Below are 17,658 nucleotides of genomic sequence, written 5' to 3' on the forward strand. Positions count from 1 at the left end.
GCAGGATGGGGACCATGGACGCCGAACTGTTCCCCAGGACCCGCGCCGAGATCGCGCCCGGCGCCGTCCACGTGCCGGACTGGCTGGACGCGGAACGGCAGCGCGAGCTGCTGGACGCCTGCCGTGCGTGGGCGCGGCCCCCGGCCGGACTGCGCACCGTGCGCATCCCCGGCGGCGGCACCATGACCGCCCGGCAGGTCTGCCTGGGCCGGCACTGGTACCCGTACGGCTACGCCCCGACCGCCGTCGACGGGGACGGTGCCCCGGTCAAGCCCTTCCCGCCCCGGCTCGACGTCCTCGCCCGCCGGGCGGTGACCGACGCGCTCGGCGCCGACGCGGTGACGCCCGCGCCGTACGACATCGCGCTCATCAACTTCTACGACGCGGACGCCCGCATGGGGATGCACCGCGACGCCGACGAGCGCTCCGACGCGCCCGTGGTCTCCCTGAGCCTCGGCGACACCTGCGTCTTCCGCTTCGGCAACCCCGAGACCCGCACCCGCCCCTACACGGACACCGCGCTGCACAGCGGCGACCTGTTCGTCTTCGGCGGCCCCTCACGGCTCGCGTACCACGGGGTGCCGAGGGTGCATCCGGGCACCGCGCCGCCCGAGTTGGGGCTCGCCGGGCGGCTGAACATCACGCTCCGGGTCAGTGGGCTCCAGGTCGGCCGCGCGGGACGGATCATGGGAGACTCCCCCTCATGAGCGGCAAGGCGGACCCCCGGGCGGCGGGGGAAGGGACCACCTCGAGGACGCGGCTGGACCGGGGGCGCGGTGCGCTCGGACCCGCGTTGGAGCTCGTGCACACCGGACGCGCCCCCACCCGGGCCGTCCTCACCGCGGAACTGGGCGTGACCCGGGCCACGGCCGGCGCGGTCGCCGCCGAACTGGAGGCGCTCGGCCTGATCAGGGTGGACGCCCGGCCCGGCGCGGCGGCGGGCTCCCAGGGCCGCCCCTCGCACCGCCTCTCGGTCGCCGAGGACGGCCCCGTCGCCCTCGCCGCCCAGATCCACGCCGACGGTTTCCGCGCGGCCCTGGTCGGTCTGGGCGGCCGGATCGTCGCCACCGCGCCCGGCTGCGAGGTCGTCGACGCGGACCCGGCGAAGGTCCTGGGCTCGGTCGTCGAGGCGGGCGCGGAGCTGCTGCGGCAGACCGGGCGGCGCTGCGTCGGCGCCGGACTCGCCGTGCCGTCCGCCGTCGCGGAACCGGAGGGCCTGGCCCTGAACCCGCTGCACCTGGCCTGGCCGGCGGGCGCGCCCGTGCGGGAGATCTTCGCCCGGCAGGTGCGCGCCGCGGGCATCGCAGGACCGGCCTTCGCCGCGAACGACGTCAACCTCGCCGCCCTCGCCGAGCACCGCCACGGTGCCGGACGCGGCGCCCGCGACCTGCTGTGCGTGGCCACCGGCCACCGCGGGGTCGGCGGCGCGCTGGTCCTCGACGGCCGTCTGCACACCGGAAGTTCGGGACTGGCCCTGGAGGTCGGCCACCTCGCCGTCAACCCCGAGGGGCGCCCGTGCCACTGCGGCAGCCGCGGCTGCCTGGACGTGGAGACCGACCCGCTGGCCTTCCTCACGGCGGCCGGTCGCGAGCCGGGACCCGAGGTGTCCCTGCTCCAGCAGTCCTACGACCTGATCCGCGACCACTACGCCGACCCGGCCGTCCGCACGGCCACCGAGACCCTCGTCGACCGCCTCGGCCTGGGCCTCGCGGGCCTGGTGAACATCCTCAACCCGGACCGCATCGTCCTCGGCGGACTGCACCGGGCACTCCTCGACGCCGACCCCGAGCGGCTGCGCGCCGTCGTCGCCGGGCGCAGCCTGTGGGGCCAGAGCGGCGGGGTACCCATCCTGCCCTGCGGCCTCGACCACAACAGCCTGGTCGGCGCCGCCGAGTTGGCCTGGCAACCGGTCCTGGACGACCCGCTGGGCGTTCCCGCCTGACGAGCCGGACGGCGGTGCGTCTCAGGCCGCGGGTCCGCCGCCGCTGGGGGCGCGGCCGAGGTCGACCACGCAGAAGATGTTGTCGTCCGGGTCGGCCAGGACGACGAAGTCGGGCTCCGGCGGGTACAGGTCCCACTCGACGGCCCGCGCACCGAGGCCGATCAGCCGCCGCACCTCCGCCTGCTGCTCCTCGGCCGAGTCCGTGAACAGGTCGAGATGGAGCCGGGGCCGCGGCTCGGGCGGCGAGTCGCTGCGCAACAGCCCGAGCGCGTGCCCGGAGCCGTCCGCGTACGCGAGCGTGCGCCAGGTCTCGCTGCTCCACTCCTCCACCGCGACCAGCGGCAGTGCCGCCGTCCAGAACGCGACCGCGCGGGGGATGTCCGTGACACCGACGACGGGGATTCCGAGTCTCAGCATGATCCCGACCCTACGTACCGCGCCCGCCCGTTGCCCGGCGACCCGTGCGTGCACGGCGTCCCGCGCGCCGGCGGGCAGGGCGGCGCCGGCGCCCGCGTCTCCCGGGCCGTGCGTCCGGCCGCGGCGCGCTGGTCGCCGCGGAGCCGGGCGAAGCAGGGCCGGACCTCCGCCGTACTCCCCGCGGGGTACGCACACTGCCGCCGGCCGTACGACGACTCGGGGCCTGTCCCGGGCCAGGCTCGGAAGCGAGAGGAAAAGACATCGCGACCGAGGAGTTGGACGACATGGAGACCCTGGCACAGTTCGGCGACGGCGGGCCCGGCCCGTGGATCCTGCTCTTCCCGGTGATCTGGGTGCTGGTCATCGGCGGCGCGATCACCCTGCTGCGCCGCACGGTGTGGCGCGGACGCCGCGGACCCGGGCGGCCGGCGGCCGTCGAGGACAACTCGCCCATCGCCGTACTCGGCCACCGCTTCGCCTCCGGCGAGATCGACGAGGACGAGTACTGGCGCCGGCTGACCGTGCTGGACGAGCAGTTCGGGCGGACGGGCAGGGGCGGCGCATCATGACCACGGCGACGGCACGCTGCGGTGACGGCACCGCCGCCCGGCCCTCGCCCGGGCCCGCGTCATGACGGACGGGCGCCCCCGGCGTCGGCCCGGACCCCGCCGCACGGCCCCCGGCAGCGGACGGCGGTCACCGCCCGGTCAGCCGGCAACGGCCGACCGGGCGGGAGCGGGTTGACGGCTGCCGAGGTCGACCGCGTGCTCGACCTCGGCGAACACCGCGGCCGGCACCTCCTCGACCAGACGGCGGGGCGCTCGGGCCGGCACGGGCGGTGGCACGGGAGGGGCGGCTCCGGCGGACGTCGGGAGCGTGAACCAGACGACCTTGCCCGACTCGCCCGCCGGCCGTGCGCCCCAGCTCTCGCTCATCGCGGCCACCATCGCCAGCCCCCGCCCGCACGTCGCGAGCGGCTCGGCGTCGTCCACGACGGGCAGGCGCGGGTCGTGGTCGCGCACCGAGACCGTGAGCCGGTCCAGGAGCAGTTCCATCTCCACGGTGCACGTCTTGTCGGGCCGTGCGTGCAGGTGGACGTTGGTCAGCAACTCCGTCACGCCGAGCACCGCCCGGTCGATCAGGAGATCCATGTGCCAGTAGCGCAGTTGCGCAGATACGATTCTGCGGACCTGGCCGATCCGCGACGGCAGGGCTTGCAGCTCCACCGTGCACTGTCTGCTTGGGTGACTGATCACGGCTGCGACTCCCCGACATAGAGGTCCGGAAGAACACGGAGTTCGGATCCAGCGAGGCGCACACGGCGCACGCCGCCCGCTGTCATGGCCGGCGGGCTGGTTCGCAGCGTTGTCGCCGGTAAACCCAGAGTGACGTGAGACCAGCGTGACGCAAGGGGTGGGGCACCGCAAGTCGCGGACATCCCTCAGCCGCGGCGTCCGGCCGCCCTGCGCACCGCCTCGATGAAGCGCCGTGCCGCGGGCGGGCCCGGCTCGCCGGGGGCGGGGTCGTGGTCGCCGAGGGTCAGCAGGTACCGCGTGCCGTTGAGGTCGGCCAGCGCGCGGTCCTCGGGGCCGAACCAGGGGCGGGAGGCGCGCACCGCCTGCACCGGCGCGCTGTCTATCTCGCTGCCGACACTGGTGAGCAACTCGACCCGGCCACCGCTGATCCGGACCGTCCCGGCCCGGGTGAGCGACCGCAGCCGTCTGCCGATCCGCACCCCCGTGGCCCTGAACTCCGGCTCCGCCATGGCCGTCGCCCCCTCGTGCGCGTCGGTTGCCGGACCGTGCACCGACCGCGGTGCTCCGGTACCGGCTCGTGTCGTGCTCCAGTGTGCGCCCGCGACGGGAATCCGGTCCCGCCGCTGGCAGTCTGCCCGCACCGCGCCCCGAGCACCAGTGCGCGCCGCCCCCTTTCCGGAGGCGACCGGAGCACTCGCGCCAATGCGCCCCCCCACCGCGCCCCGGACGCGCCGGACACGCCGGCCCAGGGGTGCCTTTGAGGCGCCCAAAGAGGTGTTTATGCAGGTGAGAAGCGTGTGGAAGGTGTTTATGATCGGTGCTGTCGGCCGCGCTGTCCGCCGTCGGCGCACCGCGTAAGGAGCCCCTGAAGTGAGCACTGACCGGCAGACCGGCACCGGCACCACCCTGGACGTCGACCACAGCGACGCCGCCTACCGCACCTGGCTGAAAGAGGCCGTCCGCAAGGTCCAGGCCGACGCCAACCGCTCGGCCGACACCCACCTGCTGCTGTTCCCGCTCCCGGAGGAGTGGGGCATCGACCTGTACCTGAAGGACGAATCGACCCACCCCACCGGCAGCCTCAAACACCGCCTCGCCCGCTCGCTGTTCCTGTACGGCCTGTGCAACGGCTGGATCCGGCCGGACCGGCCGGTGATCGAGGCGTCCAGCGGCTCGACCGCCGTCTCCGAGGCGTACTTCGCGAAGCTGATCGGCGTGCCCTTCGTCGCCGTCATGCCCCGCACGACGAGCACCGAGAAGATCCGCCTGATCGAGTTCCACGGCGGACGGTGCCACTTCGTGGACGACTCCCGGCACATGTACGAGGAGTCCGCCCGTCTCGCGGCCCGCACTGGCGGCCACTACATGGACCAGTTCACCTACGCCGAACGCGCCACCGACTGGCGCGGCAACAACAACATCGCCGAGTCGATCTTCCGCCAGCTCCGCCTGGAGCGGTATCCCGAGCCGTCCTGGATCGTCGCCACGGCCGGCACCGGCGGCACCTCGGCCACCCTCGCCCGCTACGTCCACTACATGCAGTACGACACCCGGATCTGTGTCGCCGACCCGGACAACTCCTGCTTCTTCGAGGGCTGGACCACCGGCGACCCCGACGTCTCCTGCGACCGGGGCTCGCGCATCGAGGGCATCGGCCGGCCCCGGATGGAACCCAGCTTCGTGCCCGGCGCCATCGACCGCATGATGAAGGTGCCGGACGCGGCCAGCGTCGCGGCCGTACGCGCCCTGGAGCGGGCCGTCGGACGCAAGGCGGGCGGCTCCACCGGCACCGGGCTGTGGAGCGCCCTGAAGATCGTCGCCGAGATGGTGGCCGCGGGGGAGCGGGGCAGCGTCGTGACGCTGCTGTGCGACCCGGGGGACCGCTATCTCGACAAGTACTACTCGGATGCCTGGCTCGCCGAACAGGGCCTCGACATCGAGCCGTACACGGCGACGCTGGAGTCCCTGCTGCGCACGGGCACCTGGCCGCACTGACCACGGCCGGGCGCCACCACCCCTCCGGCCGCCCCGGGCGACCGGGGCGGGACGGGCGTCACTCGGCCGCCGGCTCCGGTTCGCCCGCCACGACCAGGCGCAGATGCTCGGCGACCTCCGCGCGGGCCGGTGCCGACAGGCCGGAGTCGGTCACCAGCGTGTCCACCTGCTCCAGCGTCGCGAACGAACTCAGGCCCACCACACCCCACTTGGTGTGGTCCGCGACCACCACGACACGCCGTGCCGACTGCACCAGCCGCCGGTTCGTCTCGGCCTCGGCGAGATTCGGCGTGGACAGGCCCGCCTCGGCCGATATCCCGTGCACGCCCAGGAACAGCACGTCGAAATGGAGCGTCGCGATCGCCTGGTCGGCGACCGGGCCGACCAGCGAGTCCGAGGGCGTGCGCACCCCGCCGGTGAGGACCACCGTCGCCGCGCCCTGCCGCGCCCCCGAGGTGCGCTGCGCCACGTGGAACACGTCGGCGACCCGCACCGAGTTGGTGACCACCGTCAGATCCGGCACGTCCACCAGCCGGTGCGCCAGCGCGTACGTCGTCGTACCGCCCGACAGCGCGATCGCGGCGCCCGGCGCGACCAGCTCCGCCGCGGCGTGCGCGATGTCCTCCTTGGCGGTCGGCTCCAGACCCGACTTGGCCTCGAACCCCGGCTCGTGGGTGCTCGCCTCGGCCACCGGCACCGCGCCGCCGTGCACCTTCTCCAGCACACCCTGCCGGGACAGCGCGTCCAGGTCGCGGCGGACCGTCATGTCCGACACACCGAGCTTGCGGGTCAGCTCGTTGACCCGGACCCCGCCCCGGCGGCGCACCTCGTCGAGGATCAGGGCGCGTCGCTGCTCCGCGAGGAGGTTCGGATTCTCACTCACGTACGCTTCGGTCCTTTCGCCGCACAACCGTCCGACACGCCGACGCACTCGCTCCGATGAGGACTTCTCCCCGCACCCGTGCGCGGACGACCCATCCTCGCACGCCCCGCGGCGGCCCGCGCCACCGCCCGCCCCCGCAGCCCCGGTCACACGGATCGGGGAGATTCCGTGCCGACGGGTGTGAGGCGCCCGCGGAATGGAGATCCTTGTGCCCGCACGGGCACAGCCGACGGCGGGTCACGGGGGAGTGCGGACAGTGGCAGAGGCACGGGAGAAGGCCGGGACGGCCGGGACGGCCGGGAAGAGCGGCACGGCCCTGGAACTGCTGGTGCACGGAGTGGGCGGCACGACGCCCGCCGAGATGCTGGACGACCCGCGGACCGTGCGGATCACCGGCGACCACGTCGCGGCCGTCTTCCGGCGCGCCGAGGACGCCGACGCCGAGTCCCGGCCCGAGGACTACCGGGGACGCCCGGTGCCCGAGGCCTACGTCTGGTGCAACCTCACCTCCGGCAACGGCACCCGCGCCCTGTGGCTGCTGCTCCTGCCCTTCATGGTCGTCAACATCGCCCACTGGATGCGACCCGCCGCCCACGGCCGCATCCGCACGGTCCGCCTCTACGGGCTGCTGCTGCGGCTCACCGGCCTCACCCTCACGGTGCTCCTGGTCGCCGCCGCCTGCGAGGTCGCCCTCGACCTCGTCGCCTGGCAGTGCGCGGGCACGCGCGCGTGCGCCGAACGCCACTCCTGGCTGGGCTTCCTGTCGCCGGTGATGTCGGACGGCGGCTGGTGGAGCACGCCCGGCCGCAGGCTCGCCCTCGCGGCCGCGGTGCCCGCCGCGCTGACCGGGCTGCTGTGGTACCTGTCGCTGCGCACCTGGCGGGCGTACGAGTCCCAGCAGCCGATGGACCGCGAGACCGACCCCGAGGGGGAGCCGGGCCGCGCCGCGCTGGGGCGGCCCGGCTTCTGGTACGGGCGGCGCCTGGTGGCCCGGCTGCGCGCCGCGCACACCGCCGCCGGGCTGCTGACCGTCAGCACGGGGATCGTCGTCCCGGCGGCCCGCCACGACCGCCGGCCGGGCGGGCCCGCGCCGCTGGACACGCTGGGCTGGGTGCTGCTCGGGGCACTGGTCGCGGGAGCGGTCGCCGTGGTCGCGGTGGTGTGCCGCCGGGGCCGCAGCGAGAACCGCCTCGACCGGGAACTCGACGAACACCTCGTGCGCCGCCTGCCGCTCGCCTCCCTCCTGCTGTTCGTCCTCGCCCTGGTGTACGGCGGCTGGGACCGCCCCGGGTGGACGTCCCACGGACGGCTCTCCGGGGACGCGGCCTTCGGCACCATCGCCCTGGTGCAGGGCCTGCTCGTCGTCGCGCTGGCCGTCGTCGCCCACCTGCTCCACCGCAGCCGCCCCGACGCCCGCGCCGCCGTCCGCGGCCTGGGCGGCCCCGCCGTCGCCATGCTGGCCTGCGCCCTGGGCGGCGTCATGTCCGGCGGCGTCTCCCAGCGGGTCTCCGACTGGATGGACGGCACCGGCACCTACCTCGACGGCCCGCCCGTCCTGCTCACGTGGCAGGCGTCCGTCATCCCGCCGCTGCTCGTCGTCGTGCTCCTGATGTGCGCCGCCCTCGCCCGGCACACCGTGCGCCGGGCCCGCGTGGAACGCGAGGCCGTGGAACGCGACCACCCGGGAGAGACCGGAGACCCGGGGCGCACCCGGCGCATCGCGCTCACCCGGGCCATGGCCGGCCTGACCGACCGGGCCCCGCTGCTGGTCGCCATCACCTCCACCGCCACCCTGCTGCTCGGCGCCGGGGCCCTGGTGGGCGCCCTGACCACCGGCCAGGTGCCCGGGGAGGCGGCGCGCGGCACGTACGCCGTCGTCCAGGGCGCCGCGCAGACCGCGCAGGAACTGGGCTCCTGGCTGATCGGCCTCGGCTTCATACTGTTCGTCACCTGGGGCAGGCGCGCCTACAAGGACGCCTCCGCGCGGCGCACCATCGGCATCCTGTGGGACGTCGGCACCTTCTGGCCGCGCGCCGCACACCCCTTCGCCCCGCCCTGCTACGCCGAGCGCGCGGTGCCCGACCTGACCTGGCGCATGGCGACCTGGACCCGCGCCACCGGCGGCCGCCTGGTCATCTCCGGGCACTCGCAGGGCAGCGTCCTGGCCGCAGCCGCGTCCTGGCAGCTCGAGCCGTCCGCCCGCAGACGGGTCGCCCTGCTCACCTACGGCTCCCCGCTGGAGCGGCTGTACGGCCGCTGGTTCCCCGCCCACTTCGGACCCGACGCGCTCGCCTCACTGCACGGGGAGGTCGACTGCTGGCGCAACCTGTACCGGCGCACCGACCCCATCGGCGGCCCGATCCGGCTGCCGGGCGACGCGGGCCCCGCGGTGGACCGCCCGCCCCTCAAGGACCCGCTGACGTACGGCCGCACCGAACTCCACCCGCTGCCGGCGCCGATCCTCGGCCACTCCGACTACCAGGCCGACCCGGCCTTCGCCGAGGAACGCGCACGCCTGCTGGCCCGGCTGCGCCCGGAGGTGCCGGGACCGCGCCACACGGGCGGCGCGGCGACGTCCGTCCCGGCGGCGGACGACACGACCGGGAACTGCTGAGCCCCGCCCGGCCCGGACACCGTCCGCGCTACGGCAGTTCGGGCAGGTCTTCGGGGTACAGCAGCGTCAGGTCGTCCGTGCTGGGGTCGGCGAGCTGGGCGACCCGGCTCGCGTGCCGCTCCACCATCGCCTCGAAGGTCTGGCGGGCGGTGCGGCCGTTGCCGAAGGCCGGGCCCTTGGGGATCTCCGTGAAGTACTTCGTCAGCGCCTCGGGCGTGCCCGGCGCCAGCCGGTACTCGTGCTCGTCGGCCTGCTGCTCCACGATCCGCAGCAGCTCCCCGGGGCCGTAGTCCCCGAAGGTGATGGTCCGCGAGAACCGGGACGCCACACCGGGGTTGACGGACAGGAAGCGCTCCATCTCCGCCGTGTACCCCGCGACGATCACGACGACGGACTCCCGCTGGTCCTCCATCAGCTTGACCAGGGTGTCGATGGCCTCCTTGCCGAAGTCCCGGCCCGCGTCCTCGGGCGAGAGCGCGTACGCCTCGTCGATGAACAGCACGCCCCCGTGCGCCCGCTGGAACGCCTCCTGGGTGCGGATCGCCGTCGAGCCGATGTGTTCGCCCACCAGGTCCACCCGGGACACCTCGACCAGGTGGCCCTTGTCCAGCACCCCGAGCGAGGCGAGGATCTCGCCGTACAGCCGGGCCACGGTCGTCTTGCCGGTGCCGGGGGAGCCGGTGAAGACCAGGTGCCGCTTGACCGACGCGGCCTTCAGGCCCGCCCGCTGCCGGCGCCGGCCCACCTCGATCATGTCGGTCAGCGCCCGCACCTCGCGCTTGACGCTGTCCAGGCCCACCAGGGCGTCCAGTTCGCCCAGGACGGCCTTCGAGGTCCGGGCGGGCTCCGCCGGGACGGTGCCCGCGATCAGCGGCTCCTGCTCGGTGGTGCGCTGCCCGGGGATCGAGCCCAGCAGCCCCGGGGACTGGGCCGCCGTCTGCACCACCGGCTCGGGCGCCACGGGCTCCGCCGTCAGGCCGGTGCTCTCGTCGCCGGTGCAGTCCTCGACCAACGGCCCCGAGCCGTACGCCGTGTCGGGGCCGCCGTCCGCGAACTCGTACCCGCCGCGCGCGCACCGCTCCGTACGGCACTTCCTCAGCGTCGTGCGGCACCCGTCGATCACGTGGAAGCCGTAGCCCGCGCTGTTGGTGACCCGGCAGTTCAGGAAGCTGCCGCGGCCGCCGGCCGACACGTAAACGCCCGCCTCGGAGGGCCCGTCGACCGTGCAGCGCTCGATGGTGGGATCGGCGCCCTTGGTGACGATCACACCCGTGCGATTGCCGTCCAGGGTGCAGTTGTTGAGGACGCCGCCGCTGCCGTGGTCCCGGAACCAGGCGCCGGTGGCGGCGTCCCGGATGCGGCAGTCGTCGAGCTGCGCGGTGGCGCCGTCGCTCACCGACACGGCGGTGTTGCGCACCTGGGAGAGGTCGCTGTCGACGACGTCCGCGCGCGAACCGCGGTCCAGCACGAACAGCGCGTCCGGCACGTCGTGCACCCGGCAGGAGTCGAGCACCGCGGTGGCGCCGTCGCTTACCCAGACCGCGGGGTAGTCGCCGGTGCTGTCGAAGATCTCGCACTGGTTGGCGTCCACGCGCGTGCCCGGGTCCCACACCGACAGGCCGTTGCGCCCGAACTGCCGCACGCTGGTGCGGGTCAGGGTGAGGACCGAGCGGGACCTGAGGTCGACCGCGTTCTCCGGGATGTCGTGGATGCGGCAGTCGGCGAGGGTGAGGACCGCGTCCGTGTCCAGCGTGACGCCGTCGCCGGTGGTGCGGTGCACGTCGCAGTCGGTCAGGTGGGCCGTGGCCCGGCCGGTCACCTGAACGCCGCTGCCCCGGACCTCGTAGACCTCGCACCCCACGGCCTCCAGGGCGGAACCTTCGCCCGTCGCCGTCAGTCCGGAACCCGCCGCGTGGTGCACCCGGCAGCGCTCCAGCCGGGGGTGGGCGCCGGAGCGCACCGCGACCCCCGCCTGGCCGGCCGCGACGACCTCGCACTCCTCGAACACGCCGCCCCCGCCGTCCAGGACGGCGATGCCCACCCCCGCCGGATTGTCGACGGTGCAGCGCCGCACCGTGGGACGCGCGCCGCCCCGCACCTCTATCCCGGATGCGGAGCGCGCGACGACGCGCAGCCCCAGCAACTCCGGCGTGCCGTCCTCGACCAGCACCGCGGGAGCCGCCGCGTCCTGGCCCTCGACGTGCAGGTCCTGGATCACCGCCGAGGCCCGCACCGTCAACGGGACGCCGTCGGTGGGCGCGATGCGCACCGACCCCTGGGCGCCCTCGGGCCCGCGCAGGGTCACCGCCCGCTGGACGACGAGGTTCTCCCGGTAGGTCCCGGGCGCGACGGTGAGGACGTCACCGTCGGCCGCGGCCTCCAGAGCGGCGGCGAGCGATGCGTACTCACCCGTGCGGCGCCGCCACCGCGAGGTGCCGGTGTGCGTCACCTGGACCGTGCCCTGTGCCATGGCGTTGCTGTGCCCCCACCTCGTCGTACGCGGGTCGTCGCCGATTCGGTTCGGCCGGTCCACCGTAGCGTGCGCGCAGGTGGTGGGTTGACCGGAGGCGGAAGCCGGTCAACTGCCCGCGCCGGTCCTGCCCCAGTCCGGTCCCGCCCGCTCCCACTCCCGCTCCAGGTGCGCGTACCGGCGGCGGACCAGGCGCCAGACGGCGATCCGCCGGGCGGCCTCCACGAGGGCCGCGACCCCCAGTGTCGCACCGAACCCGGCGAGGACGGCATGGGTGGTCGCGGTCGCCGGGTCCAGCGGGCGGGCGACCTCACGGCCCCGCGCGTCCGTCCACAGCGCGAACCGGTCGCCGGCGGACGGCCGGTCGAGGCCCACCAGTACGGGCGCCTCGTGCCGCGAGCCGTCCGGTCCCGTCCAGTCGGCCAGGACGCGGCTGCGCAGGTCCTCCCCGGCGGCGCCCTCCGGGTCGACGCTCAGGGGCGAACGCTCCAGCGGACGCACCACGGTGGCCGTCACCCGGTGCCGCGACTCGTGCTGCTCGCGCACCGACCGCTGCAGCGCCTGCTGCGCGGAGCCGCCCGTGAGCGCGCCGACCAGGGGCGCCACGGACAACATGAGCAGCAGCGCCGTCAGCGCCACCCAGGCCTCGGCCAGATCGCTCGCGCGGCACAGGGGATTGCCTCGCCAGCGCCACAGACCCCTGATCGCCCGCACGCCCGTGCCCCCTTCCCGCTCCGGTCCGCCGCTCCCCCCGCCGAGCCGTTCACGCGGAACCCGGCCGGCCGGGCAGCGGGAACGTGCCGTCCCCGTCCGTCGGTTCCCGCCGGCCGAGTTCTCATGAAGCTCTCATGAAGCCCAACGCGCGGACCCCGCAACGGGTTCCCGTCCCCGGGCCGCTCGTCCGGGACGGGCCCCGGTGCCGCCCGAGACGTGCGAACGGGTGCCCGTCACTCGATGATCCGCACGGGGTCGCCGACCCTGACCGTGCCGCCGCCGAGGGGGACCAGGTTCTGCCCGAAGAGCAGCTTTCCGGCGATGCGCCGGTGCCGGGCGAGGCTGCGCAGGGGCTCGGTGCCGCGGCCGGCGGTGCTCTGGTCGGTGGTGGTCACCACGCACCGCCCGCTGGGCTTGGCCACCCGCATCACGACCTCGCCGACGGCGACGCGCGACCAGTCGTCCTCCTCCCAGGCTTCGGTGCCGGCGACGACCAGGTTCGGCCGGAAACGGTTCATGGGCAGCGGGCCCTCGTCCGCGTGATCACCCCGCGCGATCAGCGAGTTGAGGGCGTCGAGCGAGGCCGTGGTGGTCAGCAGCAGCGGGTAGCCGTCCGCGAACGAGACGGTCTCGCCCGGCAGCGCGTACCGCGGGTCCACAGGACGACGGGTGGCCGGGTCGTCCAGGTGCACCAGCCGGGCGCAGGACCCGAGCAGCGCACTGCACCAGGCGTGCGCGGCCTCGTCCTCGGCGGGCAGCACCTCGACCTTGTCCCGGAAGAGCTGCACCGTCATGGTGGCTCCCGGGCGCGGGACCGCAACGGTGAGCGGCGCGGCGCCGGGTGCGGACAGCCGTACGCCGCCGCCGGGCAGCAGCTCGGCGGCGGCCAGCGCGAGGCGCGGCTGCTCGCGTTGCGTGACGACCTTTCCCCCGTCGTCGACCAGCATCCAGCGTCGGTCCCCGGCCGGCCCCCAGGGCTCCATGACGACCTCTTGGAGCGACAGGCTCCGGAGCGCCTTGACCGGATGGACGTGGATCGACTGCAGCCGCGCATCCCTCATGAGGTCATCGTGCCAGGTGGCACCGACAACCCGGAGGACGGCTCAGTAGCCGCGGTACTGCTGCTGGTTGTACGGGTCCTGGTACGGCGCGGGGGCCGGCCGGGGAGCCGCGGGGCGCATCGCCTCGTACCCCGCGGGACCGGGCGCGGCCGGGCGGGGCGGCTGCGGCGGCGGCTGCTGCTGCGGGCCCGGGTACCCGCGCGGCGCGGTCGCCTGGTGCGGGATGTAGGCGGCCGGGGCCTGCTGCAGCGGCGCGGGCTGCGGGGCCTGCTGCGGGTAGCCGTACGAGGGCTGCGAGGGGCCCGCCGGGAGGGCGGGCAGGGCGGACGGCAGTGCGGGCAGGTGACTGCTGCTCGGCGTGTCGTACGCGGCGGGGACCCGGATCGGGGCGATCTGCGGCGTGCCCCGTTCGGCCACGAGCGAGTCGTAGATCGGGGTGTCCGGGAAGGAGGCGGAGTAGTAGCCGCCGCCATAAGTGGAGCGGGGGGAGGTCATGGCCATAAGTTAAGCCCACGATCTGCTGGTTGGGGAGACCGATAAGAGGGTTGTTTTCCGTGTCCGCAGTGACCTGACGTACCCAATCCGAGCGAACTCGGCGAAAAGGGGCGCCATGCCGTGTGTTTTTGCGGTAAAGGCGGAGTTCCGGGAGGGTTACCGGCGGGTCGGCCGCACTTCCAACCGGCTCCCTCACCCAGGGGGCGCGGCGCGGAGAATAGGTTGTGCGTCGGAACCCGACGACGCGCCGGGAACGGCCCGGCTCCGTGACACGTGATGGGGGCGGACATGTCAATGCCGAAAGGCTCGAACACCCAGGTGCCGACGGCGGCACTGCGGGTCGAACTGGGCTGGCGGTCCGGCCCCGGCGTGCCCGACGCGGACGCCTCCGCGCTCCTCCTGGTGAGCGGAAGGGTGCGCTCCGACGGGGACTTCGTCTTCTACAACCAACCCGCCCATTCCTCCGGAGCGGTCCGGCACGAGGGCAAGCGGGACGCCGGCGGCCGGGTGACCGACACCCTGCTCGTCGACCTCGCGCGCGTGGAGCCCGCGATCGAGACCGTGATCCTCGCCGCCTCCTCGGACGGCGGACCCTTCGGACAGGTCCCGGACCTGTACATCGAGGTGCGCGACGCCGCACGCGACGCCGTCGTCGCCCGCTTCGACAACCCGGGCGCGACCGTCGAAACCGCCTTCGTGCTCGGGGAGTTCTACCGCCGGCAGGGCGCCTGGAAGTTCCGTGCCGTCGGCCAGGGGTACGACAGCGGGCTGGAGGGCCTGGCCACCGACTACGGCATCTCGGTGGACGAGCCGCAGCACACACCCCCGCCCCCACTCCCACCCGCGCCCCCCGCGCCGGTGTCCCCGCCCGTACCGCCCGCACCGGCGGCCACGACGCCCCCGCCGGCACCTTCCGCGCCCCCGGCCGCGCGGCCCCCGGCCACCCCGCCCTCGTCGGCCGCACCGCCCCCGCCGCCCGCACCGGCCGCCGCGGCCCCGGTCCGCCTGACCAAGGTCACGCTCACCAAGGCGGCGCCCTCCGTTTCCCTGACCAAACAGGGCGGCACCTCGGGCGCCATGCGCGTCAACCTCAACTGGCAGGTGCGCAAGCAGTTCTCGGGCTGGGCCCGCAAGCTCGGCCGCCCGGCCGCCATGCACGACGACCTCGACCTCGACCTGTGCTGCCTGTACGAACTGAGCGACGGCAGCAAGGGCGTCGTCCAGGCCCTCGGCAACGCCTTCGGGGCGCTGCACCAGCCGCCGTTCATCCACCTCGACGGCGACGACCGCACCGGCGCCGTGGCGACCGGCGAGAACCTCACCATCAGCCTCGACCATAAGCAGTACTTCCGGCGCATCCTCGTCTTCGTGACCATCTACGAGGGCGCCCGCTCCTTCGCCGACCTGCACGCCACGGTCACCCTCCAGCCGCAGTACGGCGCACCGGTCGACTTCTCGCTCGACGAGTGCACCGTGCCCTCGACGGTGTGCGCCCTCGCGCTGATCACCAACACCGGAAACGACCTCGTCGTCCAGCGCGAGGCCCGCTACCTGGTGCCCGAGCGCGGGGTCAGCCCGCAGCGGACGATCGACCACGCGTACGGCTGGGGCATGAACTGGACCCCCGGGCGGAAGTGACCGCCGCGCAGCGGTGTTTCAGCCCTCCTCCGGCACGGCGTCCGGACGGGCGTAGGTGCGGCCCTTCCAGGCCGCGCCCCGCCCCCGGTAGTGCTGCACCGCCGAGTCGACCGTCATCAGGAGGTACAGGAACGCGGTGAACGGCAGCAGCGGCGCCAGCCACCGGGGCTGCCGGTAGTGGCCGAGCATCGGCAGGTACGACCCCGCCATCACCAGCCACGCGGCGCCGCCCAGCAGGGCCGCCGTGCCCCATCCGGCCGCCAGGCCGAAGAGCACCGCCGCCGGCGGCACCAGGTACACCAGGGCCAGGCCGGCGACCGTAGCGACGAGCACCAGGGGGTTGTGCCGCAACTGCGCGTAGGCGCTGCGCGAGACCATCCGCCACAGGTCGCGCAGCCGCGGATACGGACGGATGCTGTCCACCCGCTCGGCCAGGCCCAGCCAGACCCGGCCTCCCGCGCCCTTGACCGCGCGGGCGAGGGCCACGTCGTCGATGACGGCGTGCCGGATGGCCTCCGGGATCCGCGCCCGCTCGGCGGCCTCGGTGCGCAGCAGCACACAGCCGCCCGCCGCGGCCGCCGTCCGGGTCCGCTTCGTCCCGGTGCGGCCCCCGCCGATCCACCGGAACGGATAGAGCTGGGCGAAGAAGTAGACGAACGCCGGCACGACGAGCCGCTCCCACAGGCTCTCCACGCGCAACCGTGCCATCTGGGAGACGACGTCGAACCCTCCGGTGCCGGCCGCCGAGACCAGCGCGCGCAGACTGTCCGGCGCGTGTGCGATGTCGGCGTCGGTCAGCAGCAGGTACTCGGGCTCACGCGTGCGTGCCAGGCCGATCCCGTGCCGCACCGCCCACAGCTTGCCCGTCCAGCCCGCGGGCGGCTCCCCGGGCGAGGCCACGGTCAGCGGGAGCCCCTCGTGCCGCCGGGCCAGCGCGCACGCCAGCTCACCGGTGCCGTCCGTGCTGCCGTCGTCGATCAGGAAGACCTCGGCCCGCCCCGGATAGTCCTGGGCGAGTAGCGAGGGCAGGCTCGCGGGCAGCACCGCGGCCTCGTCCCGGGCCGGAACGACGACACACACCGGAGGCCAGACGGCCGGCTCCTTCCGGGCCGGGAGCCCGACGTCCGTGCGCCAGAAGAAGCCCCGGGCGAGCAGCAGCCACAGCCAGGCGGCGAGGGAGAGGGCTGCCACGAAGGTCACGACGGACTCGACGGTCTCGACGGTCTCGACGGAAGTCCACACATCGGCGCTCACGTGCGCAGTCTGCCCCACGGCACGGGCCGGTGGCAGCGCATCGTCTATGGTGGCCGGGTGAAGATCGCGCTCATGGACTCCGGGATCGGTCTGCTGGCGGCCACCGCCGCGGTACGGCGGCTGCGACCGGACGCCGATCTCATCCTCTCCCTGGACCCCGACGGGATGCCCTGGGGCCCGCGCACCCCCGAGGACCTGACCGGGCGTGCCCTGGCCGTGGCCGAGGCCGCCGCCGCGCACCGCCCGGACGCCCTGATCGTCGGCTGCAACACCGCCACCGTGCACGCGCTGCCCGCGCTCCGCGCCCGGCTCGAACCCGGCGTGCCCGTCATCGGCACCGTGCCGGCGATCAAGCCCGCCGCGGCGGGCGGGGGCCCCGTGGCCATCTGGGCGACTCCGGCCACCACCGGCAGCCCGTACCAGCGGAACCTGATCGAGGAGTTCGCGGGCGGGGCGACGGTCACCGAGGTGCCGTGCCCGGGACTCGCCGACGCCGTCGAGCACGCGGACGAGGCGGCGGTCACCGCGGCCGTGGCCGCCGCCGCGGCCCTGACACCCGACGACGTGACGACCATCGTCCTGGGCTGCACCCACTACGAACTGGTGGCCGAGCGCATCCGCGTCGCCGTGCAGCGGCCCGACGCGCCGCGCCTCGTCCTGCACGGCTCCGCCGGGGCGGTGGCCGCCCAGGCGCTGCGCCGGATCGGCGCCCGGCCCGACCCCGGCGCCCCGGCGGCGGGCACCCTGACCGTGCTGCTCAGCGGGCGCGAGGGCACCCTGCCCGCACCCGCGCTCGCCTACGACGAGGGCAGGCTCCTGCGCGCGGTCACGCCCGCCCGCTGACCAGGCCGCCCGCCCGGTCGGCCCAGTCACCCTGTGCGACGAGGTACCCGCGCAGCGAAACATGAGTAACCTCATA

Annotated in this window: 16 protein-coding genes; 7 read left to right on the forward strand and 9 right to left on the reverse strand. The window is 74.6% G+C overall.

Features of this window, described 5'->3' with window-relative positions; translation table 11 throughout:
• The first annotated feature begins 14 nt into the window (after window positions 1–14).
• Window positions 15–707, forward strand: a complete 693-nt coding sequence (locus tag IG88_RS0101855) for an alpha-ketoglutarate-dependent dioxygenase AlkB family protein (RefSeq protein ID WP_037835209.1) — start codon at window positions 15–17, stop codon at window positions 705–707.
• Complete coding sequence (locus IG88_RS0101860; protein WP_031034127.1) at window positions 704–1,942, forward strand: ROK family protein; 1,239 nt, start codon at window positions 704–706, stop codon at window positions 1,940–1,942. The genes IG88_RS0101855 and IG88_RS0101860 overlap by 4 nt, the downstream gene beginning before the upstream one ends.
• Before the next feature lie 21 nt (window positions 1,943–1,963).
• Here IG88_RS0101860 and IG88_RS0101865 read toward each other — a convergent pair whose 3' ends face one another.
• The gene (locus tag IG88_RS0101865; protein ID WP_031034130.1) at window positions 1,964–2,359 is read right to left on the reverse strand and encodes a VOC family protein; all 396 of its coding nucleotides are present in this window, start codon (window positions 2,357–2,359) and stop codon (window positions 1,964–1,966) included.
• A 284-nt stretch (window positions 2,360–2,643) separates the two neighbouring features.
• On the opposite strand from IG88_RS0101865, the gene IG88_RS0101870 reads away from it, so the two are divergent.
• Window positions 2,644–2,928: an SHOCT domain-containing protein gene (locus IG88_RS0101870; RefSeq protein WP_031034132.1), complete on the forward strand. Its 285-nt coding sequence runs from the start codon at window positions 2,644–2,646 to the stop codon at window positions 2,926–2,928.
• 138 nt (window positions 2,929–3,066) lie between these two features.
• On the opposite strand, the gene IG88_RS0101875 is transcribed toward IG88_RS0101870, so the two are convergent.
• Window positions 3,067–3,615, reverse strand: a complete 549-nt coding sequence (locus tag IG88_RS0101875; protein WP_199807406.1) for an ATP-binding protein — start codon at window positions 3,613–3,615, stop codon at window positions 3,067–3,069.
• 185 nt (window positions 3,616–3,800) lie between these two features.
• Window positions 3,801–4,124 (reverse strand): hypothetical protein, encoded by a 324-nt coding sequence (locus tag IG88_RS0101880; protein ID WP_030398852.1) that lies wholly within the window; start codon window positions 4,122–4,124, stop codon window positions 3,801–3,803.
• Between the two features lie 361 nt (window positions 4,125–4,485).
• On the opposite strand from IG88_RS0101880, the gene IG88_RS0101885 reads away from it, so the two are divergent.
• Window positions 4,486–5,610, forward strand: a complete 1,125-nt coding sequence (locus IG88_RS0101885) for a PLP-dependent cysteine synthase family protein (RefSeq protein ID WP_031034138.1) — start codon at window positions 4,486–4,488, stop codon at window positions 5,608–5,610.
• Window positions 5,611–5,668: 58 nt separating this feature from the next.
• Here IG88_RS0101885 and IG88_RS0101890 read toward each other — a convergent pair whose 3' ends face one another.
• Window positions 5,669–6,493, reverse strand: coding sequence for a DeoR/GlpR family DNA-binding transcription regulator (locus tag IG88_RS0101890; protein ID WP_031034140.1), 825 nt, complete (start codon window positions 6,491–6,493; stop codon window positions 5,669–5,671).
• 256 nt (window positions 6,494–6,749) lie between these two features.
• Here IG88_RS0101890 and IG88_RS0101895 point away from each other — a divergent pair, with 256 nt between their 5' ends.
• Window positions 6,750–9,107: a hypothetical protein gene (locus IG88_RS0101895; protein WP_031034142.1), complete on the forward strand. Its 2,358-nt coding sequence runs from the start codon at window positions 6,750–6,752 to the stop codon at window positions 9,105–9,107.
• A 28-nt stretch (window positions 9,108–9,135) separates the two neighbouring features.
• Here IG88_RS0101895 and IG88_RS0101900 read toward each other — a convergent pair whose 3' ends face one another.
• The 4 genes from IG88_RS0101900 to IG88_RS0101915 form a co-directional block, all read right to left on the reverse strand.
• On the reverse strand, window positions 9,136–11,577 hold the full coding sequence (locus tag IG88_RS0101900; RefSeq protein ID WP_031034145.1) for a right-handed parallel beta-helix repeat-containing protein: 2,442 nt from the start codon (window positions 11,575–11,577) through the stop codon (window positions 9,136–9,138).
• A 108-nt stretch (window positions 11,578–11,685) separates the two neighbouring features.
• On the reverse strand, window positions 11,686–12,291 hold the full coding sequence (locus tag IG88_RS0101905) for a hypothetical protein (RefSeq protein ID WP_031034146.1): 606 nt from the start codon (window positions 12,289–12,291) through the stop codon (window positions 11,686–11,688).
• A 233-nt stretch (window positions 12,292–12,524) separates the two neighbouring features.
• Entirely contained in the window at window positions 12,525–13,352 is an 828-nt protein-coding gene (locus IG88_RS0101910) for an MOSC domain-containing protein (protein WP_031034149.1), read from the reverse strand.
• 42 nt (window positions 13,353–13,394) lie between these two features.
• Window positions 13,395–13,847, reverse strand: a complete 453-nt coding sequence (locus IG88_RS0101915) for a DUF6643 family protein (RefSeq protein WP_031034151.1) — start codon at window positions 13,845–13,847, stop codon at window positions 13,395–13,397.
• A gap of 294 nt (window positions 13,848–14,141) precedes the next feature.
• Between IG88_RS0101915 and IG88_RS0101920 the strand changes: the two genes are divergently transcribed.
• Window positions 14,142–15,485, forward strand: a complete 1,344-nt coding sequence (locus IG88_RS0101920) for a TerD family protein (protein WP_031034153.1) — start codon at window positions 14,142–14,144, stop codon at window positions 15,483–15,485.
• Window positions 15,486–15,503: 18 nt separating this feature from the next.
• On the opposite strand, the gene IG88_RS0101925 is transcribed toward IG88_RS0101920, so the two are convergent.
• Complete coding sequence (locus tag IG88_RS0101925) at window positions 15,504–16,739, reverse strand: glycosyltransferase (protein ID WP_107452001.1); 1,236 nt, start codon at window positions 16,737–16,739, stop codon at window positions 15,504–15,506.
• Between the two features lie 57 nt (window positions 16,740–16,796).
• Here IG88_RS0101925 and IG88_RS0101930 point away from each other — a divergent pair, with 57 nt between their 5' ends.
• Entirely contained in the window at window positions 16,797–17,582 is a 786-nt protein-coding gene (locus IG88_RS0101930; RefSeq protein WP_031034158.1) for a glutamate racemase, read from the forward strand.
• The last annotated feature ends 76 nt before the right edge of the window (window positions 17,583–17,658 follow it).

It is taken from the genome of Streptomyces sp. NRRL F-5650, from assembly GCF_000721365.1.
Taxonomy (GTDB): Bacteria; Actinomycetota; Actinomycetes; order Streptomycetales; family Streptomycetaceae; genus Streptomyces; species Streptomyces ardesiacus.